The 25,510-nt window shown below is 53.1% G+C and carries 21 protein-coding genes; 10 read left to right on the top strand and 11 right to left on the bottom strand.

What is annotated here, in order from left to right; translation table 11 throughout:
* Nucleotides 1–31: 31 nt before the first annotated feature.
* Together NDQ72_12850 and NDQ72_12845 are read left to right on the top strand one after the other, a co-directional pair.
* Nucleotides 32–1,150: a DUF2183 domain-containing protein gene (locus NDQ72_12850; GenBank protein ID WKD26954.1), complete on the top strand. Its 1,119-nt coding sequence runs from the start codon at nt 32–34 to the stop codon at nt 1,148–1,150.
* Between the two features lie 95 nt (nt 1,151–1,245).
* Entirely contained in the window at nt 1,246–1,920 is a 675-nt protein-coding gene (locus tag NDQ72_12845) for a zinc metallopeptidase (GenBank protein ID WKD26953.1), read from the top strand.
* A 328-nt stretch (nt 1,921–2,248) separates the two neighbouring features.
* On the opposite strand, the gene NDQ72_12840 is transcribed toward NDQ72_12845, so the two are convergent.
* From NDQ72_12840 to cmoA, 3 genes are all read right to left on the bottom strand, one after another.
* Nucleotides 2,249–2,497: a GlsB/YeaQ/YmgE family stress response membrane protein gene (locus tag NDQ72_12840; protein WKD26952.1), complete on the bottom strand. Its 249-nt coding sequence runs from the start codon at nt 2,495–2,497 to the stop codon at nt 2,249–2,251.
* Between the two features lie 167 nt (nt 2,498–2,664).
* The gene (gene cmoB / locus NDQ72_12835) at nt 2,665–3,678 is read right to left on the bottom strand and encodes a tRNA 5-methoxyuridine(34)/uridine 5-oxyacetic acid(34) synthase CmoB (protein WKD26951.1); all 1,014 of its coding nucleotides are present in this window, start codon (nt 3,676–3,678) and stop codon (nt 2,665–2,667) included.
* Nucleotide 3,679: 1 nt separating this feature from the next.
* Nucleotides 3,680–4,423, bottom strand: a complete 744-nt coding sequence (gene cmoA / locus NDQ72_12830) for a carboxy-S-adenosyl-L-methionine synthase CmoA (GenBank protein WKD26950.1) — start codon at nt 4,421–4,423, stop codon at nt 3,680–3,682.
* A gap of 114 nt (nt 4,424–4,537) precedes the next feature.
* On the opposite strand from cmoA, the gene pgi reads away from it, so the two are divergent.
* The 5 genes from pgi (at nt 4,538) to serB (ending at nt 14,024) form a co-directional block, all read left to right on the top strand.
* Nucleotides 4,538–6,232 (top strand): glucose-6-phosphate isomerase, encoded by a 1,695-nt coding sequence (pgi, locus tag NDQ72_12825; GenBank protein ID WKD26949.1) that lies wholly within the window; start codon nt 4,538–4,540, stop codon nt 6,230–6,232.
* Between the two features lie 169 nt (nt 6,233–6,401).
* Complete coding sequence (parE, locus tag NDQ72_12820) at nt 6,402–8,297, top strand: DNA topoisomerase IV subunit B (protein ID WKD26948.1); 1,896 nt, start codon at nt 6,402–6,404, stop codon at nt 8,295–8,297.
* A gap of 220 nt (nt 8,298–8,517) precedes the next feature.
* Nucleotides 8,518–10,485, top strand: a complete 1,968-nt coding sequence (locus tag NDQ72_12815) for a methyl-accepting chemotaxis protein (protein ID WKD26947.1) — start codon at nt 8,518–8,520, stop codon at nt 10,483–10,485.
* Nucleotides 10,486–10,559: 74 nt separating this feature from the next.
* Complete coding sequence (gene parC, locus NDQ72_12810) at nt 10,560–12,815, top strand: DNA topoisomerase IV subunit A (protein WKD26946.1); 2,256 nt, start codon at nt 10,560–10,562, stop codon at nt 12,813–12,815.
* A gap of 3 nt (nt 12,816–12,818) precedes the next feature.
* Entirely contained in the window at nt 12,819–14,024 is a 1,206-nt protein-coding gene (gene serB, locus NDQ72_12805) for a phosphoserine phosphatase SerB (protein ID WKD26945.1), read from the top strand.
* A 49-nt stretch (nt 14,025–14,073) separates the two neighbouring features.
* Here serB and NDQ72_12800 read toward each other — a convergent pair whose 3' ends face one another.
* The 7 genes from NDQ72_12800 to NDQ72_12770 all read right to left on the bottom strand — a co-directional run bounded on the left by NDQ72_12800 (nt 14,074) and on the right by NDQ72_12770 (nt 20,894).
* Nucleotides 14,074–14,820 carry a hypothetical protein gene (locus NDQ72_12800; GenBank protein WKD30395.1) on the bottom strand — a complete coding sequence of 249 codons (747 nt, stop codon included), beginning with the start codon at nt 14,818–14,820 and terminating at the stop codon, nt 14,074–14,076.
* 230 nt (nt 14,821–15,050) lie between these two features.
* Complete coding sequence (locus tag NDQ72_12795; protein ID WKD26944.1) at nt 15,051–15,437, bottom strand: Na+/H+ antiporter subunit G; 387 nt, start codon at nt 15,435–15,437, stop codon at nt 15,051–15,053.
* Nucleotides 15,438–15,465: 28 nt separating this feature from the next.
* A complete protein-coding gene (locus NDQ72_12790; protein ID WKD26943.1) occupies nt 15,466–15,735 on the bottom strand; it encodes a K+/H+ antiporter subunit F in 270 nt (89 codons plus the stop codon).
* Complete coding sequence (locus tag NDQ72_12785; protein WKD26942.1) at nt 15,729–16,226, bottom strand: Na+/H+ antiporter subunit E; 498 nt, start codon at nt 16,224–16,226, stop codon at nt 15,729–15,731. Before NDQ72_12785 ends, NDQ72_12790 begins: the two co-directional genes overlap by 7 nt.
* Nucleotides 16,223–17,734, bottom strand: a complete 1,512-nt coding sequence (locus NDQ72_12780; GenBank protein WKD26941.1) for a monovalent cation/H+ antiporter subunit D — start codon at nt 17,732–17,734, stop codon at nt 16,223–16,225. The genes NDQ72_12785 and NDQ72_12780 overlap by 4 nt, the downstream gene beginning before the upstream one ends.
* Entirely contained in the window at nt 17,731–18,063 is a 333-nt protein-coding gene (locus tag NDQ72_12775; protein WKD26940.1) for a Na+/H+ antiporter subunit C, read from the bottom strand. The genes NDQ72_12780 and NDQ72_12775 overlap by 4 nt, the downstream gene beginning before the upstream one ends.
* Nucleotides 18,063–20,894 (bottom strand): monovalent cation/H+ antiporter subunit A, encoded by a 2,832-nt coding sequence (locus tag NDQ72_12770; GenBank protein WKD26939.1) that lies wholly within the window; start codon nt 20,892–20,894, stop codon nt 18,063–18,065. Before NDQ72_12770 ends, NDQ72_12775 begins: the two co-directional genes overlap by 1 nt.
* A gap of 159 nt (nt 20,895–21,053) precedes the next feature.
* On the opposite strand from NDQ72_12770, the gene NDQ72_12765 reads away from it, so the two are divergent.
* Entirely contained in the window at nt 21,054–21,908 is an 855-nt protein-coding gene (locus tag NDQ72_12765) for an ion transporter (GenBank protein WKD26938.1), read from the top strand.
* 61 nt (nt 21,909–21,969) lie between these two features.
* Nucleotides 21,970–23,676 (top strand): 2-isopropylmalate synthase, encoded by a 1,707-nt coding sequence (leuA, locus tag NDQ72_12760; protein WKD26937.1) that lies wholly within the window; start codon nt 21,970–21,972, stop codon nt 23,674–23,676.
* Nucleotides 23,677–23,756: 80 nt separating this feature from the next.
* Here the strand turns inward: leuA and epmB are convergent, their stop codons facing one another.
* The gene (gene epmB, locus NDQ72_12755) at nt 23,757–24,779 is read right to left on the bottom strand and encodes an EF-P beta-lysylation protein EpmB (GenBank protein ID WKD26936.1); all 1,023 of its coding nucleotides are present in this window, start codon (nt 24,777–24,779) and stop codon (nt 23,757–23,759) included.
* 119 nt (nt 24,780–24,898) lie between these two features.
* Between epmB and efp the strand changes: the two genes are divergently transcribed.
* Complete coding sequence (gene efp, locus NDQ72_12750) at nt 24,899–25,465, top strand: elongation factor P (GenBank protein ID WKD26935.1); 567 nt, start codon at nt 24,899–24,901, stop codon at nt 25,463–25,465.
* Nucleotides 25,466–25,510 lie beyond the last annotated feature (45 nt).

The raw sequence follows: 25,510 nt of genomic DNA, 5'->3' as shown, positions 1-25,510 counted from the left end.
TGGCTGAGTGTTTTTCGTGTGGGTGCCAGTAATGGCGTGGTATCAACCGTGGATAAGTTTTGCCAAACGGTTGGCTCACGTGGTGGCACAGCCGATGAAGCGCGACAGCGGTCATGGGGGGATGATGGTGCACCCCTACCGTGGTTATGGTTCCCAGCAAGAGGTGTTTGTGATGGGGCGCGTGTTTCGTCAGGCCGCGTTAGGTAGGGCGATACCTCGGCGAGGTATGTTGCGGGATACTGCGGATGTTGCTCGGCGTATCTTTCGTCGCGGCCTCGCGAATGCCAAAGTGGATATACGCATTGGCGATAATCAGCTGTGTCTAACGACTGACCGCGACGGTTACTTTGACGCCCACTTGCCGATCAGTACTGCATTACCGGTTGATGTTTCCTGGCATCGTGCCGATATCATGGTTCATGCTGACGGCCACCCGCCAATCCGCACCAGCGTCGAAGTTTACGTGCCGCCTCCCGAAGCAGATCTGTTGGTGATCAGTGATATTGATGACACCGTCATGTTCACCGGCGTCGCTGAAAAACTCAAAATGCTGTATCGCTTGTTTGTCCGTAAGCCGCATCGACGCACGGCTTTTCCTGGGGTGGCATCGCTTTATCAGGCATTGTATCGAGGAGAAACTGAGAAAGCTGAACGGCCTATTTTGTATGTTTCCCGAGGGCCCTGGGCAATCTATGAGATGTTGGAAACCTTCTTTCAACTCAATCGCATACCCGTCGGGCCCATTCTGTTTCTACGCGAGTGGGGGATTTCTCTGCGCCGTCCGTGGCCTCGGCGGGCCGAAGCGCACAAGCGTGATTTGATCGACCGCATGTTAGCGCTCTATCACGATATGCCCTGTATTTTGATTGGTGACAGCGGCCAGCACGACCCAGAGGTTTATACCGAGGTAGTAAAGGCATACCCCACACGAATCAAAGCGATCTATATTCGTCGGGTTGATAAAGACCCTCAACGGGAAGAGGCGATTCAGCGTTTACGGGATGAACTTGCCCATACTGATTGCGAATTAGTACTCGCCGCTGACAGTATTTTGATTGCCAAACATGCCTACTCTAAAGGCGATATTTCTGCCAGAGGGCTGCAAGCGGTACAACGGGATGTAGACGCGCATCACAATGATCCTGAATAGTTGTAGGTGAGTGCGCCTATTTTGTGCTCATGGTAAAACTAAACACGGGTTAGCGGGTCGTTAATTTAGGTTCTTAATCAGCGGTGAGTGTGATCATGGTCATTGTGTTAATCGTATTGGCGCTGGCCATTTTTGTTCTGCCTAACCTATGGGCAAAATGGGTATTGAAACGCCACACCCGTGGACGGGATGACTATCCGGGTACCGGCGCGGAGCTTGCCGAGCATCTGCTACGTCGTTTAGGTGTAGAAGGCGTGAGGGTAGAGCGTACCGAGTTTGGCGATCATTACGACCCGGAGTCGCGCTGCGTGCGCCTGACTCCCGACCACTATGATGGCCGCTCGCTGACGGCGGTGACCGTTGCTGCCCACGAGGTTGGGCACGCCATTCAGCACCATGAAGGCTACGCGCCTCTGCTAGCCAGAAGCCGTTTGGTTCAAGTAGCGCAAAAGGCAGAAAAGCTGGGCGCTATTTTAATGGTGGCTGCACCATTTCTGTTTGTGCTCACAAGGCTGCCCGGTGGGCTGGCAGCGGTTATCGCCATGGCCGTCATTAGTTTTGGTACCGCCGCGCTGGTGCACCTAGTGACGCTACCCGTTGAGTTCGATGCCAGCTTTAACCGTGCACTGCCACTGCTTAAAGAGTACGTGCCGCCCTATGACATGCCCGGCGCTCGCCATGTGCTTACCGCCTGCGCGTTCACCTACGTTGCTGCTTCGCTGGCCAGCGTGATGAACCTTGGCCGTTGGCTGGTGATTTTGCGGCGTTGAGATTAGTGAGCGCTGGCCAAGCCCTGTTGAATAACAAAAAAACCAGCCCATCGGCTAATGCCAGCTACCGCACTGTCATTCCCGAGTGGGGTTATCGGGAATCCATCTTGACCTTGACCTGCAGCAGCCCAGAATCCCAGGTCAACATGGATTCCCGCTAAGGGCCTGCGGGAATGACGAGGGCGTCTCGAAGGGCTGGGGTGGAGTCACCGTCAGGCACTTATTAAACAAAAAAAACCAGCCCATCGGCTAATGCCAGTCAGGCTTAACTGACTGGCATTACGCTCTATTGAGCGGCTTTTTTTGTCGTATGGGCAATGTGAGATGCTTACTTCTTGATCATCCGATAGCCGAACAACAATACCAATGCGCCTACGATAGCGGTCACAAAACTACCAAAGCTAAAGTCGCCCATGGTGCCAAGCCCAACCAGTGAGCCAATCCAGCCACCGACAAAGGCGCCAGCAATACCGAGAAGAATGGTAACGATAAGGCCACCTGGATCTTTACCAGGCATAATCATTTTTGCAATCACACCGGCGATAAGGCCGAATAGAATCCACGCTAAAAAACCCATCTTTACTCCTTGATTAATATCCCATTAGTGAGCTTGTGCCTATATGAGCGATGACATTATGGGCTATCCCATAACGATCTAAGTAATTAAGAACTGTTACAAAAAAACGTGTTATTAACAGTACGATCATTACAAGCTTGATTGACACAAGCGTACGACACAGCCCATCAACATCCGTTTCGGTTGGCGATAATCACCGCTCGACGTGGTGCAGGGTAGCCTTCAATGGTGCGAGTTGGATCGCTGGGGTCGAGAAAATCGGCTAGCGATTGATAGGTCATCCACTCGGTTGAGCGCTGCTCATCAAGCGTTGTTAGCGCTTCGTCGACCACTCGCACATTGGTAAAACCGCACCGTTCTAGCCAGTGACATAGCGCTTTTGAAGAGGGCAGGAAGTAAACATTAGGCATCGCGGCGTAGCGTTCGCCAGGTACAAACACGGTTTGCTCATCGCCTTCCACCACTAGTGTTTCTAACACCAGTTCACCATCGGGGGTTAACGCCTCTTTTAGTTGCTGCAAATGCTCAAGTGGCGAAGGACGGTGGTAGAGCACGCCCATGGAAAATACCGTATCGAAAAATCCCAGCTTTTCCGGCACATCTTCAATGCCTACCGGTAGAAACTGCGTGCGGCCGCCGTCGGCATTGCCAACGAAGTGGCGCACCGCCTGAAACTGCCAATAAAAGCGTGGTGAAGGATCAATCACAAGCACAAAGGCTGCGCCTTCTCCGGCCATGCGCCAAGCGTGGTAGCCGCTGCCACCGCCAACATCCAATACCTTACGGTACTTTAGCGGCGCAAGATGCGGGGCGACTCTTTGCCATTTCCAGTCGGAGCGCCATTCGGTATCAATATCGATGCCACCCAAGCGAAAGGGGCCTTTGCGCCAGGGCGATAGTTTGCGCAGCAGATTAAAACACTGACGCTTTTGGCTATCGCTCAAAGCGACATCAACGCTCACTGTATCGCTGGTAAGGTCGACGTGGCGCTCTTCGGGTAGAGCAGGCAGTTTGGCAACCGCTTTCTCCCAGGCGGACAGGTCGCCGTGACGCTGGCGATCTAATCCATTGGCCAGCTGTTCGGGCAGCTTGGCAAGCCAGGGTGTCAGTGTGGCATCCTGACTGGCTTGATCTAAAAATGCCTGATAAAGCGCGCGATGATCATCGGGTAACAGCGGCACCTTAACCCTCCTTGAAGGCGATCAGCGAGGTAAAGTTCAAGTACTGGAACCAGGTCATTGAGCGAGAAAAGCCCGCTAGGGCTAAGCGGCCATGTAAGGCATCAAGCGTGTCGGGAATTAGCACGTTTTCCAGCGCAGTGCGCTTTTGGCTGATTTCCATATCGCTGTAGCCATTGGCGCGCTTGAAGTCATGGTAGCGCTCAACCCGCCACGCGTTGTCCCGTTCATCGGCATCGATGGTTTTCTCCGATAAAATCAGTACGCCGCCCGGTTCAAGGGCATCGTAAAGCCGCTTCAGCAGCGCATCGCGATCGGCAGGGGGCAGAAACTGCAGCGTAAAGTTGAGAATGATCATGCCGGAAGGCGCATACTCAAGCGTGCGTATGTCGGCCTCCTCGATCTGCATGGCATGGTCTGGGCACTCTTCCAAAAAGGTTTGCTTGGCCCTAGCCACCATAGCGGGTGAAAGGTCCACACCGGTATAGCGAAAGGCATCGGCGGGAAGTGCGCCCGCCAGTGCTAGGCCGGATGCGCCCAGCGAGCAACCTAGGTCGTAAACGTGAGCGCCATGGCGCAAATGGCGTTGGGCAATTAAGCTCAACATGCCGAGGATTTGCCCGTAACCGGGCACTGAACGGCGGATCATATCAGGGAAACACGCAACGACCTGTTCGTCGAAGGAGAACCTTGCCACCTTATCTAAGGGTGTTGAAAAGATAGCGTCGCGGTAAGATGCATCACTCATGGGCAAGCCAGGATTATTAATGAGGCTGCGTAGTTTACGCGCCCTTGATACACCAGAACAGACCTGTTTATAACAGATTCCTGCCGCACGGAAGGACGCCAAAGGAGAGGGCATATGGCTTCAGCAACACGCACAACCCCCGATACACTACCCGCATGGCAGACGTTGAAGCATCATGCTGACACGCTACAACACGTACACTTAAAAAATTTGTTCGGTGATGATGACAGTCGCTGGTTGAACTTCACGCGCCAAGTGGCAGGTTTAACCTTGGATTTATCTAAACAGCGTTGGGATGATGACACCCTTGAACACTTGCTGGGGCTGGCGCATGAAGCGGGGGTGCCAGGGGAGATTGATGCGTTACTAAGTGGGAAGCGTGTCAACGTCAGTGAAAATCGCCCCGCACTACATACAGCTTTAAGGTTACCTGCTGATGCCACGCTGGAAGTAGAAGGGGAAGATGTGGTGGCCGCTGTGCATGACAGCCTTGCCCAAATGGAGCGTTTGGTACAGCGCTTGCAGGCGGGACAGTGGCGTGGTGCAACCGGTAAGCCGATCCGGCATGTGGTGAATTTAGGTGTCGGCGGCTCGGATCTTGGCCCGTTAATGGTCACCCATGCGCTGGCAGATTATCGCCCAAAAGAGGGGCACTCATTGGACGTGCACTTTGCGTCGACCATGGATGGCTCCCAGCTGGCGGATTATCTAAGTCGCTTTAATCCTGAAACAACCCTGTTTGTTTTATCGTCCAAGTCGTTTACCACTATCGACACGCTTTCCAATGCTAATACGGCCAAAGACTGGCTATTAGGAAAGCTTTCTGAGCATGGCGATCTTCCCAGTGCCGCGCCATTAAGCGCAGAGTTAATTGTTCGCCAGCACTTCATTGGTGTGTCGGCGAGCCCTGAAAAGATGAGTGAGTGGGGTATTTCCTCAGATCACCAACTGATGTTCTGGGACTGGGTCGGCGGGCGCTACTCCTTGTGGGGCACCATCGGCCTACCGATTGCGCTGGTCGTAGGCATGGATAACTTCCGCGAACTGTTGGCGGGTGCCCATGCAATGGACTGTCACTTCCGTGATGCACCGATGGAAGAAAACCTGCCAGTACTGCTGGGGTTAGCGGGTATCTGGAACGTCAATTTCCTGGATATTCGTGCCCATTCGATACTGCCCTACGATGGACGCTTAGAGTACTTTGCTGCCTATCTTGAACAGCTTGAGATGGAATCCAACGGTAAGTCAGTGACCCGCCAAGGCCAAGCGGTGAATTATTCAACGTGTCCAGTGCTGTGGGGGCAGCTTGGTCCCAACGCTCAACACGCCTTTTATCAGTTGCTTCACCAGGGCACCCAGCCGGTCGTATGCGATTTTATAGCACCGCTGAAGCGCTACGATGAGGTGGAAGACTTGGATACACGTCGCCATTTAAAAGCGCAGCACCGCCTAGCGCTGGCGAACTGCTTTGCTCAGTCACGAGTGCTGATGCTGGGGGATGATGCCCTAGAGGATGATGGCCCCCGCCCAGAGCACAAGCGCTACCGTGGGAACCAGCCCTCTACAACGGTCCTGTTGGACAAGCTAACACCCTTTACGCTGGGGGCACTGATTGCCCTGTATGAGCACAAAGTGTTTGTACAGGCGGTCATTTGGGATATTAACCCGTTTGATCAGTGGGGCGTTGAGCTAGGTAAGAAAATTGCCACCGATACCCAGGCAATCATTGATGGCGGCGGTGATATTTCCCGTATGGATGCTTCCAGCCGTGGCCTGATTGAGGCGTTTTGGGCGGCAGAGCAGGAGTAGCACGCTATTGTGATTTTCATGGCTGGATATACAGCTTTTTGCTTTTCCGCTATCCTGTGCCCTTTTGCCAGCCGCTAATGACTCGTTTCAGTTCGTTTTGTTTCAGTACGCTTTGTTTCAAGTACTTAAGAGCGGCTGCTAGCGCTATTTTTTTAGGAACCGATGTTACATGACCCAGTTTGATGCCTCCCAGTACGGCGCGAGTTCCATCGAAGTCCTGTCAGGGCTCGAGCCGGTGCGTAAGCGTCCCGGTATGTACACCGACACCTCGCGGCCCAATCACCTCGCTCAAGAGGTTATTGATAATAGTGTTGATGAGGCCCTCGCAGGGCACGCAACGGCTATCAGCGTGGTGCTGCATAGCGATGGCGCCATCGAAGTGCAGGATAACGGCCGCGGTATGCCGATCGATTTGCACCCTGAACATGGCGTGTCGGGCGTCGAGCTCATCTTTACCAAGCTCCACTCGGGTGGCAAATTTTCCTCCTCCAGCTATCGCTTCTCGGGTGGTTTGCACGGGGTTGGCGTATCGGTGGTTAATGCCTTATCGCGCCGTTTAGATGTTGAAGTGACGCGTAATGGCGCGCGCCATGCCATGGCCTTTGAGTTTGGCGAAAAAGTCGAAGAGCTACACGAAATTGGTAAAGCGGCGAAAAAAGCGACGGGCACTCTCGTGCGTTTCTGGCCAGATGAGAGCTACTTTGACAGCCCAAAGCTTGCCCTTTCAAAGTTAAAGCACTTGTTACGTGCCAAGGCGGTACTGTGTCCTGGGCTGGCGGTTACGCTGATAGAGCCTGATGGCACCAAAACTGAATGGGCCTATGCCGATGGCTTAAAGGACTACCTAGCTGAAGCTACCGATGGCTATGAAGTGGTGCCGAATGAACCCTTTGTAGGCCATTTTAGCGACGACGAGCATGGCGTTGACTGGGCGATTCAGTGGTTGCCCGAAGGTGGCGACGCGTTGTTGGAAAGCTACGTAAACCTGATTCCCACACCCCAGGGCGGCACGCATGTTAATGGCTTCCGTTCAGGGTTGTTGGAAGCGCTGCGGGAGTTCTGCGAATACCGCAGCCTGTTGCCCCGCGGCATTAAGCTAACCGCCGATGATTTATGGGAACGAGCCTCTTTTGTGCTCTCGGTGAAAATGCTTGATCCTCAGTTTGCCGGACAGACCAAAGAGCGGCTCTCCTCACGCACGATTGCGGGCTTCGTGTCTGGGGTGTTGAAAGATGCTTTCTCGCTGTGGCTTAACCACCACATTGAACAGGCCGAACAGCTGGCCGAAATGGTGATCAGCGCCGCCCAACAGCGCCAGAAAAAGTCCAAAAAGGTCGCCCGTAAAAAAGTGACTTCTGGTCCCGCGTTGCCAGGCAAGCTCGCCGACTGTTCCGGCCAGGATCCTGCCCTAAGTGAGCTGTTTTTAGTCGAAGGCGACTCGGCAGGTGGTAGCGCCAAACAAGCGCGCAACCGTGAAACTCAAGCCATTCTTCCGCTGCGCGGCAAAATCCTCAATACCTGGGAAGTCGATACCCACGATATCTATGGCTCTCAGGAAGTGCACGATATCGCCGTGGCGATTGGTGCCGACCCCGGCAGTGCAGATCTTGAAAAACTGCGCTATCACAAAATCTGCATCCTGGCGGATGCGGACTCCGATGGCTTGCACATTGCAACGCTGTTGTGCGCGCTGTTTGTAAAGCACTTCCCCAGCCTGGTGGATGCCGGGCATGTGTTTGTCGCCATGCCGCCGCTTTACCGAATCGATTTAGGTAAAGAAGTGCACTATGCCCTGGATGAGAGTGAGAAAGCCGCCATTCTCAAGCAGTTGGCGAAAAAACGTGGCACGCCCAATGTTCAGCGTTTTAAAGGCTTGGGTGAAATGAGCCCGCTACAGCTGCGTGAGACCACTATGTCAGTGGAGACCCGTCGTCTGGTGCAGTTAACGTTGGAAGAGGGCGATGGCACGATGGAAATGATGGATATGTTGCTGGCCAAGAAGCGCGCCGGTGACCGCAAAAAGTGGCTGGAAGATTACGGCAATCTCGCTGATGTAGAGGTGTAGTTACAGATATAGAGGCGTCATTAGTCTGGTTGTAATGACTGTTTTTGCGACTGTTTTCGCAACAGTTGCAAAGCCAGTTATAAAGACCGGAGGCGTGAGACCAATCTGCTAGGCAAACGTTAACAGGCATTATTACAGTGCCATGCTATTTGGCCGATAGTTGAATAAGTAGCTTACATACTAAGACGCGTAAAAAACGCTCATAGACAGGGGAATAGCTTTGTTCAACACAATCTCTCGGCAGTTAACGTTGTCTGCAGTGGTGCTCACACTACTAATGGCTGTCAGTATTTACGGCGTGATGGCCTGGCGTGGTCAGCCGTTGGTGATCGATGCAAGTCAGTCATTGATTGAGCGTACGGGCGGCTCTATCGTGAATGCGCTGAATGGCCAGCTGGCTCGCGTCGAGGGGAATACCTCGAGCTTAGCGGCGTTGGCCGAATCGCTTCCTCAAGATGAAGCGATTTACCAGCAAGCACTGCCCAATGTGGTCGATGATAACGGCAATATGACAATTGCCGGAGGCGGTATTTGGCCTGAGCCAGGCGCATTTTCGCCGGGTGTCGAGCGCTTCAGTTTTTTCTGGGCACGTAATGCTCAAGGAGCGTTGGAGTTTCTGGATGACTACAACGCAAGCACTATTGCGCCTTATCACGACGAAGCATGGTATAGCAGTGCTCGCGATGCGACGCCAGGGCAGTGCGTTTGGTCTGCTGCCTACCGCGATCCAGCGACAGGGGTTGCCATGGTGACCTGTAGTGTTCCGTATTATATCGATGGTGCTTTTTCAGGTGTAGCGACCATTGATATGCAGCTAGGCGGCGTGGCCGAGTTTCTTGCAGAAAATGGCGGTGGCACAGGCGGTTACGCCTTTGTACTGGATAATGAGCGCAATGTCATTGACCTGCCGGGGGTGGAGCAAGCCGCTGATGAGATGAAAAGTTTAGCTGACGTTGCCCGTGATATGCCCTGGCTTCAGCCCGTTGTTACGGCGATCACGGCTGGCCGTGAACAGGCGAGTGTCGAAAATGCAGGTGTGTTAGCAGAAGCTGCTGAGGTGCGTTTATTTGACATGCCACGTACGGGGTGGACGCTGGGGTTAGTAACGCCTAGCGAGCAAGTCACGGCTTTGGCACGCACGTTAACACGTGATTTACTGCTATTTATTGTCCCCTTGTTGGCACTTTTGCTGGGGCTTGGGTGGTGGGGTGGGCGTATTTTGCTAGCGCAAATACGCAGTACTACGCGTCAAATCGATCAGCTGGGGCAGGATGACTCGAGTCGCGAGCTGACGATCTATCGCGAGGATGAGATTGGCGAACTGCGCCGTGCTGTTAATCGATACTCGGAGAAGCTACAGCGGCTATTTGGTGATGTGCGGAGCGTGGCCGATGCCATCGCCAGCGAGTCCACTGAAATCGCGGCAGGCAATACGGAGCTTTCTAGCCGAACAGAACAGCAGGCGGCTTCTCTTCAGGAGACGTCATCAACGATGGAAGAGATGGCGGCTACGGTGAAGCGAAACGCTGATAACGCTCAAGAGGCCGACCTGCGGGCAAAAGAATCGGCGGATAAAGTAAAGCGCGGCGGCCAACAGGTATCAAGGCTGGCGCAATCCATGGAAGCGATCAACGAAAGCTCTGTTGAAGTCGCTTCAATTGTTCAAGTAATTGAAAATATTGCTTTTCAAACCAATATATTAGCGCTGAATGCCTCGGTAGAAGCAGCGCGTGCGGGTGAGCACGGAAGAGGCTTTGCGGTGGTTGCCAGTGAAGTACGTGAGCTTGCCTCGCGCAGTGCTGCATCGGCCAGAAATATTAATGGGCTGATCAAAACCACCTCTGAGCAGATCGCGACGGGCAGTGGTTATGCTCAACAAGCTGAGTCGGCTATGAAAGAAATTGTGGTCGCCATTGAGGAAGTAACGGCACGCATTAGCGAAATCAGCCAAGCTTCCAGCGAACAAACCAATGGCATTGACGAGATTAACCGTGCGGTAACGCAGATGGATACGGTGACCCAGCAGAATGCGGGCTTGGTTAGCCAGGCCGCAGGGGCTGCTAATGAACTGTCGTTACAGGCCCAGCGCTTAAAAGGCTTGCTGGACGAGTTTCACGGCGGTGCGCAAGCGGTATCCCAGGCTCCAGCACTGTCGAATGCATCGCATGAAAAGTATCAATTAACATAGCGTGCCATGCTAAGTGGCCGCGTGTCCGCTTATCAGCCGCCCCGACTGGGGCGGTTTTGTTGTTAAGGTAGGATATGATCGACATGGATATTCAGGTAGCAGAGGGTGACGTCGAACGGCTGTCCCTGCGCGATTACACCGAAAAAGCGTACCTCGACTACTCGATGTACGTCATTTTAGACCGCGCCTTGCCCAATATTGGCGATGGGATGAAACCTGTGCAGCGGCGCATTATTTACGCCATGCGTGAATTGGCGCTGCACGCCAATGCCAAGTACAAAAAGTCGGCGCGTACCGTCGGTGATGTGCTGGGTAAGTTTCACCCCCATGGCGACAGCGCGTGCTATGAAGCAATGGTGCTAATGGCCCAGTCGTTTAGCTATCGCTATCCGCTGGTGGATGGGCAAGGCAACTGGGGTAGCCCTGATGACCCCAAATCCTTTGCTGCCATGCGCTACACCGAAGCCAAGCTGTCTAAGTTTGCAGAAGTGCTGCTCAGCGAGTTAGGCCAGGGCAACGTGGACTGGACCCCCAACTTCGATGGCACGATGCAAGAGCCGGTAGTGCTTCCAGCGCGTTTGCCGCACGTGTTACTCAACGGCGGTACCGGCATCGCGGTTGGGATGGCAACCGATATTCCACCTCACAACGTGACTGAAGTGGTAGAGGCGACCTGTCACCTGTTGCGGAACCCGGAAGCGACCACTGTCGACCTGATGGAGTTTGTACCGGCCCCCGATTTCCCCACCGATGCCGAAATCATCACGCCGAAAGAAGACCTGCGCAAGCTCTACGAATCAGGCCGCGGTTCGGTCAAGCTGCGCGCTCGTTATGTGCGCGAAGAGGCCAATATCGTGATTACCGCTGTGCCTTATCAGGTCAGTGGTGCCAAAGTGTTGGAGCAGATCGCCGCGCAAATGCAGGCCAAAAAGCTGCCGATGGTAGCCGACTTGCGTGATGAGTCCACCCATGAGGAGCCTACTCGCCTGGTGATTGAGCCACGCTCTAACCGCGTGGATGTTGAATCGCTGATGGCGCACCTGTTCGCCACCACGGATTTAGAAAAGAATGTGCGGGTGAACATGAACGTGATCGGCCTGGATGGTCGCCCCCGCGTGATGCCGTTACCCGATATGCTGAGCGAGTGGCTGCGCTTTAGGCGAGCGACAGTGCGCCGTCGTTTAGAGCATCGTTTAGGTAAAGTCGAAGACCGTCTGCATATTCTTGAAGGCCTACTGACGGCTTACCTCGACCTTGATGAAGTGATCCGTATTATTCGTGAAGAGGATGAGCCTAAGCCAGCATTGATCGCTGCGTTTGGTCTTTCTGAGCGGCAGGCAGAGGCGATCCTAGAGCTGCGATTGCGCCATCTTGCTAAGCTAGAAGAGATGAAGATTCGTGGCGAGCAGGATGAGCTGGAGAAAGAGCGCAAGTCGCTGCAAGGCTTGCTGGGTAGTGAAGCTAAGCTAACCACGTTAATTGAAAAAGAGATCCGCGCGGCGGGTAAAGAGCATGGTGATGCGCGTCGTTCGCCGCTGGTTGAGCGTAGTGAAGCAAAAGCGCTCTCTGAAGTAGAGTTGTTAGGCGCTGATCCGATTACCGTCGTGTTGTCGGAAAAAGGCTGGATTCGTGCGGCGAAAGGCCATGATATCGATCCGGAAGGGCTCTCCTATAAGGCTGGCGATAGTTTCCAACTGGCGGCCCGTGGTAAAACCAATCAACCTTTGGTGTTGCTAGACGACACTGGCCGCGCTTATACCCTAGCAGCGCACAACCTGCCTAGTGCCCGAGGTCAGGGTGAACCCGTTACCGGCCGTGTCAACGTATCGGCAGGTGCGCGCATGGCAGGGCTAATGCTGGCGCCGCCCACCAAGCGATACGTATTGGCCAGCGATGGTGGTTATGGTTTTGTCGCGCAGCTTGAGGCCCTGACAGGCAAGAATAAAGCCGGTAAAGCGGTACTGAGTGTTCCTAAAGGGTGCAGCGTTATGGCCCCAGTGGAAGTGCCGGAAGGCGAAGGCCATTGGGTTGCATCGGTTTCCAATGAAGGCAGGCTGCTGCTGTTCCCGTTAGACCAATTGCCCGAAATGGCCAAAGGGAAAGGCAATAAAATGCTTGATATTCCCGGTCCGCGTGCGGCTCGACGTGAAGAGTTTGTGCGCGATATTGCCGTTGTGGCAGAGGGTGGTGAACTCATTATTCATGCCGGTAAGCGTAAGCTAACCCTGAAAGCCGACGATCTCGCGTATTATCGTGGTGAACGCGGTAGGCGAGGCAGCAAACTGCCTCGCGGTTTCCAAAAAGTAGATTGTTTAGAGGCAGGGGAGTAAGTCATGGCAACACGTTATTTGATTCGTGCGACCGGGGTTGCGCGCCCAGGGCAGTTAGCTGGCCTGGGTAATGCGTTGGCGGCTGGGCGTGCCCGGCTGTTGGATATTAATCAAAGCGTGACGTTTGGCATGCTCTCTTTGGAAATGCTGGTGGGGCTTGATCAGGACAGCGCTTTGGAAGCCGCGCTTAGTGAAGCGGGAGATACGCTAGGCTTAGACGTGCAGGCAATTGCGGTGAGTGGCGACGACTATCAGCGCTGGAGTGAGCAAGCTAGCCAACCAAGACTCATCTTAAGCCTGCTAGCCCCCAAGCTGCCTGCTGGCATATTAGCTGAAGTAGGATCGCTGACCGCAGAGTTTGGTCTCACTGTTGAGCTAATTCACCGTCTTTCAGACCGCGAAGCGCTTGAAGGTGACTCGCCTGCTAACGGTGCTTGCGTTGAATGTTGGCTCAGAGGCAGTGATGTAGAGCTAGAAGCCCTACGCGAAAAGGCGCTCGCGCTAGGTGCCCAGCATGGTGTCGATATTGCTATTCAAGAAGATACTATCTGGCGTAGGCATCGTCGTTTAGTGTGTTTTGATATGGACTCGACGCTGATCAAGACGGAGGTGATTGACGAGCTGGCTCGCCGCCATGGGGTCGGAGATGAAGTCGCCGACGTGACCGAGCGAGCGATGCGTGGCGAGCTGGATTTTCAACAAAGCTTCCGCGAGCGTATGAGTAAACTAGCCGGTTTAGACGAGTCGGTCTTGAAAGAGATTGCTGCCGAGCTGCCCTTAATGGACGGTGTTGAGCGGCTAATGGCGAACTTAAAGCGTTTTGGTTACCGCACGGTGATATTGTCTGGGGGCTTTACCTACTTTGCTCGCCATCTTCAGGAGAAGCTCGGTTTTGACGAAATCCACGCCAACGAGCTGGTCATTGAAAATGGTAAAGTAACCGGTGATGTGAAAGAACCGATTGTCGATGCGCAGCGCAAGGCCGATCTACTAGAGCAAATCGCGCTACGCGAAGGTTTTACTTTAGAGCAGACGATTGCCGTTGGTGATGGTGCCAACGATCTTAAAATGCTGGCAAAAGCGGGGCTTGGGATTGCGTTTCGCGCCAAGCCGATGGTTCGCGCACAAGCTCGCCAAGCAATTTCAACGTTGGGAATTGATGCGGTACTGTATTTAATTGGCTATCGGGAAGCAGATCTGATCGACTGACTGATAGCGCCGCTAAGTGCACAGGCGGTGCTTTAGCACCGCCTTAGCCCTAGTTGGCAGTATGGGCGTTAACACCGCCATACTCCGCACGCAAGGCTTCTAGCTTAGCGGCCTCATTTTCGCTAAGCGATGGCGAGTTCCAAAGTGGCTCACCTTGCGCGTTATTTATCCCCAGTAGCGTTAAGGTTAGCTGTGTATCGCGGGGAATTTGATCATTACCCCAGGGGCCGAAGCGGTTGGGGGCAAGGCTCCATTGTGCGGTCTCGCCGGGGGCTAGGCCGCCAGCAATAACATAGTAAAACGTTTCATCGACCCACGCTGTCTCGCGTCCTGGGCTGGTCAATACGCCATGTAAAAACAGTTCTGATACCTCTTGGTCAGAACCATTCGTTACCTGAAGATCAATCACGGGTTCGAATGCGCCATAGGGGCTGGTGCTGATGTAGTAATCGGCACTTTCAATGCTCACCTGGGCGCGCTGTTGTTGATCGTGTTCAGCCCGCGCTTGTTTGGTTTCTAGACGATCAAGCGTTTGCAGCGCCTGCTCGCGTTCGCGGGCACGGCGTTCGCGCAGCATTTTATCGGCGCGCTCTATAACTTCATCACCCGTTAGGCCATGCATGTAGGCATTCGCTGACTCGGCAATTTCGGCGGCATTCATACGTTGGGCATTGAGTAAATCGATGCCGCTAAACGATGACATGGCAATGATCGTTAATGCTTGATCAAACTCATCGCGCTTGTAGGCGGGGAGTGAGTCGCGCACTTTCTCAACCGAAACTACGGCGGCTGGCATTGAGCTTGTGTCTATTTTGGGGTCTGAGCAACCCGCTATCATCAACGTGGTTAATGACAGTGCCGACAACCTAAGCAGGCTCCACATATAATTACCTCAAAACAGGCTAACAAAACGCAAGGAGCTTACCGGAAAGTGTTGCTTCCCACTACTATCTTGCGTCGTTGACATATAAAAAGCGCTGGCGTTGCAGCCAGCGCTTAGCGATCAAGAACGGCTGTTCCTGTCTTTTAACCATGCCCCTTGTCAGGGTGCGGGACAGGTTTTTCACCAACTTCTTCTGAGCGGAGCTCTACCGGTTTGCCCTGGGTTTTATCTATATGCTTGAGCTGCATGTGAAGACCCGTTTTGGCGAGCAAGTGAGCGCTAACCGGTGCGGTAATGAATAAAAACAGCGTGATTAGCAGTTCTTGTACGTCAGGCTTGCCATCGATACTCCAAAAGTAACCCATTGAGGCGACAAGCATGCAGCCTATGCCGAGTGTGGTGGCCTTGGTGGGGCCATGCAGGCGCATGTAGAAGTCTCTTAGGTGAGCGAGACCCAGCGAGCCGATAAAGACGAAAATACCGCCTGCAACCAACAGTAGTGAAATCAGCGCTTCGACAAAAAACGACATGGGCGCATCTCCTGAGACGTGACACGGTTCATTCGATAATATCCCCGCGTAAAATGTACTTACATACGGCCACCGTGCTGATAAAACCGAGCATGGCAATTAACAGCGCAGACTCAAAGTAGGTCTTGCTGTTGAGCCACAGCCCCAGCAGTACGATCAGCGCAATTGAATTGACATACATAGTGTCGAGCGCCAGCACGCGATCTGGCAGGTCGGGGCCAATGGTTAGGCGATAAAGATTCATCAGTAGCGCCATTACCACTAGCGCTAAAGTGATCACGAGTGCGGCGCTTAGCATTCGTAAATCTCCTTAAGGGGGCGCTCATAGCGCTCGCGAATTTGGGCAATTAGGGCGTCCTCGTCGTCTACATCAAGTGCATGAATGAGCAACGATTTTCCGTCCATCCTTAAGTTCGCTGAAACTGTTCCTGGGGTTAGGCTGATGGTGCTTGCGAGAAGCGTAATAGTGAAACGTTCCTCAAGCATCAGCGGGTATTCAATAAAGTGGGGTTTGACTTTACGCCAGGGGTTAGCAATTAAGTACGCAACTTCGAAGTTGGCGATGACGATATCGCCTAGTACGCGAAACACAAAACGCAACAGTTTAAGCGGTTTACCAATGCGGGGGCGTGCGTCCCAAAAGCGATGGGTCAATAACGGAATAAGGATGGCCAGCGCGCCGCCTAGCACGATCTGACCGAATGCAAAGCTACGCACAAGCAGTAGCCATACCAACAGAAGCAGCAGTGACAGTACCGGCGTAGGGAGCCAAGCGCGGGGGGCAATCATTGGGCGTCTCCAGCATCAGGCAGAAGCGAATTAATCAACAGCTGCGGGTTGGCCAACTGCTCTCCCGTGGCTTGGGTATAGCTACTCACGGGCCCTGCAAAGGCGACCATTAGTGGTGCCGCGCTAAGCAGCCACAGCATGCCAATCCATTGGTAGCGAGAGAGGTTGCTGCCGCTTGGGCTGCCACGGTGGCTGCGCCAAAACAGCGTAGAGCCTGCGCGAGATAGCGCAATTAACGACGCAAGGCTCGTTAATAGTAATAGCGGCCAAAGCCATAGGCGCTCACCACCTTCGGCGGCGTTAAGCATGAGTGCCTTCCCTAACGCACCGGATAGTGGCGGTAACCCGGCCACGGCAATGGCACCGATAAAAAAGGTAAGCGCTAGTGCATTTCCTTGCACCAATGGTCGGCCTTTTACGATGCGCGTGCCGGGTTTGCCCCGCTGTAGGCCAATCATCTCCGCTAGCAGGAAAAGTCCGCCGGTAATCAGCGTGGTGTGAATGAGGTAATAGAGGAGTGCTGATGTCGCGGCCGGAGAGCGCATGCCAATGCCAGCCAGTAGCGTGCCTACCGAAATAAGCACCAGATACGCTACCAGCAGGCGTAAATCACGTGCGGCGATAACGCCAACACCCGCGGCGGCTAGCGTTGCTAGCGCTAACCACCATATCCATGGCTGTTCCAGTGCGACTAAACCGCCTGCCTGATCGCTGAATATCAGTGAATAAACGCGCAAAATCGCGTAAATCCCCACCTTTGTCATAATGGCGAATAACGCTGCCACGGGTGCGGGAGCTGCTGCATAAGCGCGGGGGAGCCAAAAGTAGAGTGGCAAAATAGCCGCTTTTAAACCGAAAACCACCAGCAGCATTAATGCCCCAGCGGTGACTAAGCCTTCGCGTTCGGCGGGCAGGCTGGCCAGCTTATGCGCCATATCGGCCATGTTTAGCGTGCCCGTTGCACCATATAAAATGCCCACGGCGATCAAAAACAGTGAGGAGCCGGCTAAGTTAAGCACGACATAGTGAACACTGGCTTGGATACGTGCTTTACCACCACCGTGCAGCAGTAATGCGTAAGAGGCCAGGAGTAGCACTTCGAAAAATACGAAGAGGTTAAACAGGTCGCCGGTTAAAAAGGCCCCGTTAATGCCTAGCAATTGCCATTGAAATAGGCCATGGAAGTTACTGCCTTTTTCATCATCACCGCCGCAGGCAAAAATGACCGCACCGACCGCTAAAATTGCGGTGACTAACACCATCAATGCCGACAAGCGATCCAGCACCAGCACCACCCCAAACGGGGGCTGCCAGTCGCCCAGCGCGTAGTAAGTAATGTCACCACTCGCCGCCTGGTTGACCAGCGCTATTGAGACGAACAGCAGGAGTATCGAAGCGACAACGCTGACGGTGCGCTTATAGCGCACTAAGCCCTGGCGTTGATAAAGCAACAAAATACCCGCGACTAACGGTAGCACCACGGGTAAAACAATTAGATGCTGAATCATTCGTGGTCTTCCTTTTTGCCGTCGACATGGTCGTTACCTACTTCGCTGCGTGCACGCATGGCCAGGATGACCACAAAGGCGGTCATCGCAAAACCAATCACGATCGCTGTTAATACCAGTGCCTGGGGCAGCGGGTCAGCAATGTTCGTGCCTTCATTTACCAGAGCAGCGCCATCCGTGGTTAAGCCGCCCATGGAAAACAAAAATAGGTTGACCGCGTAGGAGAGCAGCGTCAGACCAACCACAACGGGGAACGTACGCCCGCGCAGTGTTAGATAGAGTCCGCACGCAGTTAATATGCCCGTTGTAATGGCATAGAGCATTTCCATTAGTGGGACTCCTTGTTAGTGGGCGTACTCGAATCATCGCTTGCTTTGGGTTCGGTGACGGGTCGGTGTGGCGTGGTTACTTTACCCAGGTTGGCCAGAATCATCAGCGTTGCACCGACAACCGCTAGATAAACGCCAAGATCAAAGAGCAGAGCGGTAGCCAGTTCAAAGGTGCCAATCAGTGGCAGCGTAAAGTAGCCGAAAGATGACGTCAGGAACGGATAGCCCAAAAGCCAGCTACCCAGCCCTGTGAGTGTTGCAATGGCAACGCCTACCACGGCCACCGGCTGGAAGGGGAAGTTTAGACGCTCTTGTGCCCACTCCACGCCGCGTGCCATATACAGCAAGATAAGTGCGACAGCCGTAATCAAGCCGGCGATAAACCCGCCGCCAGGCTGGTTATGGCCGCGTAAGAAGATAAACGCAGAAACCAGCAGCGCCAGGGGCAGTAACGTCATAGAAATCGACGTTAAAATGGCGGGATAGCGATCAGGCGACCAAACACGACCTTCGCCATCGCTATGCGGGATAAACAACCGTAGCCGGTTCAATAGTTTAAAGATGGCTAAGCCAGCAATGGCCAGCACCGTAATCTCGCCAAGCGTATCGAAGCCACGGAAGTCGACCAATATCACGTTGACGACGTTGTACCCGCCGCCGCCAGGTTTACTGTTTTCAACGAAGAACTCAGATATCGACAGCGTCTCACGTGTCATCACCGCATAGTTAAGGCTAGCCACCACTAAGCCTAATGCGCCTGCCAGTAACATATCCCGTACGTTGCGCTTGGGGCTCGATTCACGCGGCGTTTTTTGGGGTAAGAAAAATAGCGCTAACATCAGCAGTATCATGGTAACAACCTCTACCGATAGCTGTGTCAGTGCCAGGTCTGGGGCAGAAAAGCGTGCAAAGGTGAGGGCAACGAATAAGCCTACGACCGAAAGCATCAGCAAAGAGATTAGCCGGTAGCGGTGGGCAGCGGCAGTTGCTACTCCCCCGAATATCAGCATGCCGGCACCTAGTAAAACAATGCCATCAATTGGCTGATTACCTTTTGAACCGGTTAGGCCGTCAATGCTGGCCAGGCCAATCACACCCATCAGTAACGCCGCGAAAAGCAGCCAACCCATATAGCGCTGAAGCGAGTTTCCTTCAAGCTTGGTAATAAGCTGTTCGGCGCGATAACCCAGAGTGACGATAAAGCGCTCAAAGATGCGGCGCGCATCAATACTGGGGAATGATTGCACAAAGCGGCGTAGATTCTTATGGCGCCAGTAGAGCGTGATACCCACAACAAAGGCCAGCCCACTCATCATCAATGGTAAGTTGATGCCGTGCCAAATAGCTAAATGGAAATCAAGCGGCTCGCCCAATACGGCTTGGGTCGCCAGTTGTAAAATGCCGGTGGCAAAAAAGGCTGGAAAGAGTCCGACCAAGACACATAGGGCCACTAGGATTTCCACGGGCAGGCGCATTAAATGAGGTGGTTCGTGAGGCGCTTTAGGTGTTGCTTCTTTGGCTGGTTTATAAAATACCGCATGTACCAAACGCAATGAATAAGCCACTGAAAGCATGCCACCTAACGCTGCCAATGCCGGTAGTAACCAACTAAGTCCGCCTAGTACCGGGGTGGCTAGTGTTTCGGTAAAGAACATCTCTTTGGAGAGGAATCCGTTAAGTAACGGCACACCTGCCATGGCTGCGGCGGCCAATGTGGTCAACAGCGCTGTAACAGGCATCGCCTTTTTCAGGCCGCCTAATTGCTTGAGCTCTCGGGTGCCCGTTTCATGGTCGATAATTCCTGCGCTCATAAATAGGGCCGCTTTGAAGGCCGCATGATTCAAAATATGAAACAGAGCTGCTAACACTGCCATTGGGCTACCAATACCCAATAATACGGTGATCAAGCCTAGGTGGCTGACGGTTGAAAACGCCAAAATTCCTTTTAGGTCGGTCTTAAACAGGGCAAACCAAGCGCCGTAGAGCAGCGTGATAGTACCTATGAGCGGCACCACTACGCTCCAAAGCTCGCTGCCAGCAATCGCCGGATGTAAACGTGCCATCAGAAAAATACCCGCTTTCACCATGGTGGCAGAGTGCAGATACGCTGAGACTGGCGTTGGGGCCGCCATGGCATGAGGTAGCCAAAACTGGAAGGGAAACTGAGCCGATTTGGTAAATGCACCGAGTAGAACTAGTCCAAGCATCAGCGGATAGCGAGGATCGGCGACGATGGCAGCGCCGCTGCTAAGTACATCGTCCATTCGATAGCTGCCGGCCATGTCACCCAGCAGTAGGAGACCCGCTAGCAGGGCCAAACCGCCAGCACCGGTAACGGTAAGCGCCATGCGGGCACCTTTACGGGCATCGCTACGGTACGACCAAAAACCAATCAGCAAAAATGACGAAAGACTGGTTAGTTCCCAGAATAACCAGAGTAAGATGAGATTGTCTGACATCGAAATGCCCACCATTGATGCCATAAACAGCATCAGAAAGGCGTAAAAACGTCCGAATGGCTCATCTTTGTCTAGGTAAAAATGTGCATACAATAAAATCAGCAGGCCGATGCCAATAATCAAAAGATTAAACAGCAACGACAGGCCATCTAAACGAAATGCCAGCTCAAGGCCTAGCTCAGGCATCCATGCCGCGTTAAAACGCAGCGCTTCACCTTTTAACAGGGCGGGGATCTGCAACAGTGTCAGCAGCAGGGCAACAGCGGGCAGTATGCTTGTCGCCAGCGAGCACAGGGTGCGGCCGCGCTTGGCATTGAATGCCGGCACCAGCACGCCTAACAGGGGCAGTAAGGCTATCCACAGCAGTGTCATGGGCTTATCCAGCGCAAAAAAATCGTGAAACACCAAGGTGCCAATAGCTACCTGGGTGGCGGAGATACATCAAGTGAAACAACAGGATATCACTTGTATAGTAAGTACGTGATTTTAGTATAAAGTGATGCCGTTAACCGTTTAGAGACTCCCTGTTCAATGAGTGAACCATTCAATACCTGGCAAGCCCGCTTCGAAAAGCTGCGCTCAAACAAGCTGTTTGAAGGCGCCGTGATTTCCATCATTGTGATTTCTGCCTTGGTAATAGGCGCGAAAACCTATGAGGAAACCTCCCGAATAGAGCAGTGGCTGCTTTATCTTGATATTGCCGTAACCGTGTTCTTTCTGATTGAGATTTTGATCAGAATGGCAGCCGAGCGCAACTTAGTCAGCTTTTTTAAGAAAGGTTGGAATGTTTTCGATTTTCTGATAGTGACCGCTAGCCTGATCCCCATGGACGACTCGGAGATGGTACTGCTGGCACGGTTGCTGCGAATTTTCCGTGTTTTGCGCTTGGTATCGATGATTCCTGAGCTGCAAATGTTGTTGGGAGCGTTGGTGAAATCGGTCCCCCGGATGGGGTATGTCGTACTGCTGATGTTTATCATTTTTTATATCTATGCTGCTCTTGGTAGCTTTTTATTCCATAACGTTGACGACTTTTTGTGGGGTAACATTTCCGTAGCGATGCTCACGCTGTTTCGCATCGCTACGTTTGAAGATTGGACTGACGTTATGTATGCCACCCAAGAGGTCTATGCTTGGAGTTGGCTCTATTATTTGACGTTTATATTCCTTACCGCGTTTATTTTCCTCAATATGATGATTGGTATCGTGCTCGATGTTATGCAGAAGGAGAGTGCGCAGATGGAGTTGGATAGCGGTGAAGGAGATTCTGCTCAGCTTCAAGCGTTGCGTAGCGACGTGCATACGTTAAAAGCCCAGCTTGATCGTATGGAGGCCGCCATGGCCCATAAAGGCACTGCATCAACTTCAAGTGACCAGGCCGACTAACCTAAAACTGGGTTGCCGAAAACAGGGCTGCCAAAAATAGATTAACGACAGGAGCGACGCCATGATGTTGTCCGATCCCTCTAAAAAATATCGCCCCTTCGTGGCCGTTGAACTGCCTGACCGCCGCTGGCCTAGCCAGCGCATCGACATGCCCCCGATTTGGTGCAGTGTAGATTTGCGTGATGGCAACCAGTCGTTAATCGACCCCATGGATCAAGAGCGCAAGCAGCGTTTGTTCGATCTACTGCTGAGCGTTGGTTTTAAAGAGATTGAGGTGGGCTTTCCGTCGGCATCACAAACTGACTTCGACTTTGTTCGTTCGTTGATTGAGCAGGATAAAATTCCTGATGATGTGACGATTCAAGTGCTGACCCAGGCGCGCCCGCATTTAATTGAACGCACGTTCGAAGCCCTTAAAGGCGCTAAAAACGCCATTGTTCACGTCTATAATGCCACCGACCCGATGTTTCGGCGGGTAGTGTTTAATGTAGATAAAGCAGAGTGCGTGCAGATCGCCGTTGATGCAACGGCGCAAATTCGCGATTTAATGGCCGTTAATCCAGACACTCACTGGACCTTCCAGTACTCGCCTGAGCTATTCACCACCACGGAGATGGACTTTGCGGTGGAAATTGTCGAAGCGGTAATGGATACCTTCGGGCCTAGCATTGATAATCGGATGATCGTTAACTTACCGGCCACCGTAGAAGTCGCAACACCCAATAACTATGCTGATCAAATTGAGTGGTTCTGTCGTCATGTTAAAAAGCGCGATACGCTGATTGTCAGTGTGCACCCGCATAATGACCGCGGTACTGGCGTAGCGGCAGCAGAATTGACGCTAATGGCCGGTGCTGATCGGGTGGAAGGTACGCTGTTTGGCAACGGTGAGCGTACTGGTAACGTGGATATCGTGACGCTTGCGATGAACCTTTATACTCAGGGCGTTCACCCGAACCTGGATTTCTCCAACATTACGCCCATTATGCGCGAGGTCGAGTACTGCAATCAGTTACCCGTCCACCCGCGCCATCCCTATGTTGGCGATTTAGTATTTACGGCGTTTTCAGGCTCGCATCAGGATGCGATTAAAAAAGGCATGGCAGATCGTCGTGCTCATCCTGAGGCGCCTTGGGATGTACCCTATTTACCTATTGACCCGCTGGATGTGGGGCGTAGCTATGAAGCAGTAATTCGTGTTAACAGTCAGTCTGGAAAAGGCGGTATTTCCTATCTGCTGGAACAGGAGCACGGCATTGAACTGCCGCGCAGACTGTCGATTGAGTTTAGCCAAGTCGTGCAAGAAGTCGCTGACCGCACTGGGCGCGAAATTACCTCACAAATGATTTACCAAGCGTTTGCTGATGAGTACCTGGAGCAGCATTCGCCGCTGGCGCTGATAAGCCATCGCCTTTCCTCTGAACCAGAAAGTCCGAAAGTTGCGCTTGAAGCGATACTGGAAAGCGGAGGTGAGCGCCAAACGGTAACCGGTGAGGGCAACGGCCCCTTGGCCGCGTTTGTCAAAGCGCTGGTGGCTAGCGGTCAGGAGGTGGAAATAATTGATTACCATGAGCACTCCCGCGGACAAGGGGCCGATGCTGAAGCAATCGCCTATGTTGAGGTGCGCATTGATGGCAAAGCCGTGTTTGGTGTGGGCACCGACGAAAGCATCACCAGTGCATCGATGAAAGGTGTGCTTAGTGCCATTAACCGTCATCACTCCACCCAAGCGCCGGCTGCCAATGTTACTGCAGAAACGCTAGGGTAAATATCCGATTGGGCGTGATCGCTAGCAGACCGATAAGGAGGTGTTGGCCTCCTTATCGTTAGCTAACGTGGTTATGACAGTTAAAGTGGTGTTTTGCTGGCGTTGCCAGGCACTTCGCGCACTAAGCGTGGCATTAAAAAACCTGGCAAGTGTTCAAGTAGCTGCTTAACCAGTGCTTTGGCTTCCTCATCGGGTACGTCAAAATGGGCGGCACCTTGCACGGGGTCGACCACATGCAAATAGTAAGGCAACACGCCTGCTTCAAACAGGCGTTCGGACAGCGTCGCCAAGGCGCTGACGCTATCGTTTATTCCGCGTAGTAACACGCTTTGGTTGAGCAGCGTCACACCTGCTTGCTTTAAGCGTGTGCAGGCATCAATGACCGCTTGGTCAATCTCATTGGCGTGGTTAATATGCAGTACCATGACTTTTTGCAAACGCGTCGCCGCTAGCCAGCCAACCAGAGCATCATCAATCCGGTCGGGGATCACTACGGGTAGACGTGTATGGATGCGCAGCCGCTTGAGATGCGGAATATTTTCAAGCTGCTCCACCAGCCACGCCAGTTGGCGATCGTTGGCGGCCAACGGGTCACCGCCAGAAAGAATCGCTTCGTTCAGGCTGGTATCGATGCGCAGGTAATCTAACGCTTCCTGCCACTGTGCTCTGGAAGGGGAGTTGTCACTGTAGGGGAAATGGCGCCGGAAGCAGTAGCGGCAGTTAATTGCACAGTTAGGGCTGGCAATTAACAGCACGCGGTTAGCGTACTTATGAATAAGCCCCTTAACCGGCTGATGCTCTGCTTCTTCGAGCGGATCGGTGACGTAACCTTGCGGTGTTGCGGCTTCATCGCTTACCGGCAGTACTTGGCGGAGCAGAGGGTCATTGGGATCGTTGGGGGCAATGCGCGTAAGATAGGCGTCGGGAACACAGATCTCAAACAGCTGGTGCCCAGTAGCAGCACCAGGTAGCCAGCTGTCGTCCAAGTTTAAACGCTCGCACAGTGTGGCTGGGTCGCGAATCGCTTGGGAAAGCTGCCGCTGCCATGACGCGTAAATCTGGGTAGACGGGCGCTTATCAGCGATAATAATGTTCTCCTGCAAAAAAGCCCTCCTTCGGGTTATCATGCGCGCACTTATTAGACGACGCTTACAACGATATTATCAACGGCGAAGCATGGCTTCGCGCACTACGTTACTGAAATAAAACACTGAGAGGCATCATGGCGAACTATTCTACCAATGAATTCAAAGGCGGTTTGAAAGTAATGCTCGACGGCGATCCTTGTTCTATCGTCGAGAACGAACTGGTCAAGCCAGGCAAGGGGCAGGCATTTAACCGCGTTAAGCTGCGCAACCTGATGACTGGCCGTGTTGGCGAGCGTACTTTCAAATCCGGTGACTCACTGGAAGGTGCCGATGTCATGGATCTGGAGATGGAATATCTCTACACCGACGGCGATATGTGGCACTTCATGAAGACGGATGGTTCCTTCGAGCAGTACGCCGTTGAAAAGAAAGCGTTGGGCGATACTGAAAAATGGCTCAAGGAGCAGGTGCCTTATATTATTACGCTTTGGAACGATAAAGCGATTTCCGTTACACCACCCAACTTCATTGAACTGGAAGTGGTTGAGACGGACCCAGGTTTGAAAGGTGACACTGCCCAGGGTGGTTCTAAGCCTGCCACGCTGTCATCCGGTGCGGTTGTGCGCGTACCGTTGTTTATCAACCAGGGTGAAGTGCTGAAGATTGATACGCGCTCTGGTGACTATGTTTCTCGTGCATAAGTGTTTCTCGAGCATAAGCGCTGCCGAGTGACCGGTAGTTAGTTA

This window comes from Halomonas sp. KG2 (genome assembly GCA_030440445.1).
Taxonomy (GTDB): Bacteria; Pseudomonadota; Gammaproteobacteria; order Pseudomonadales; family Halomonadaceae; genus Vreelandella.
The sequence above is the reverse complement of the archived record's forward strand: the minus strand, read 5'-3'. Positions and strand labels throughout refer to the sequence as shown.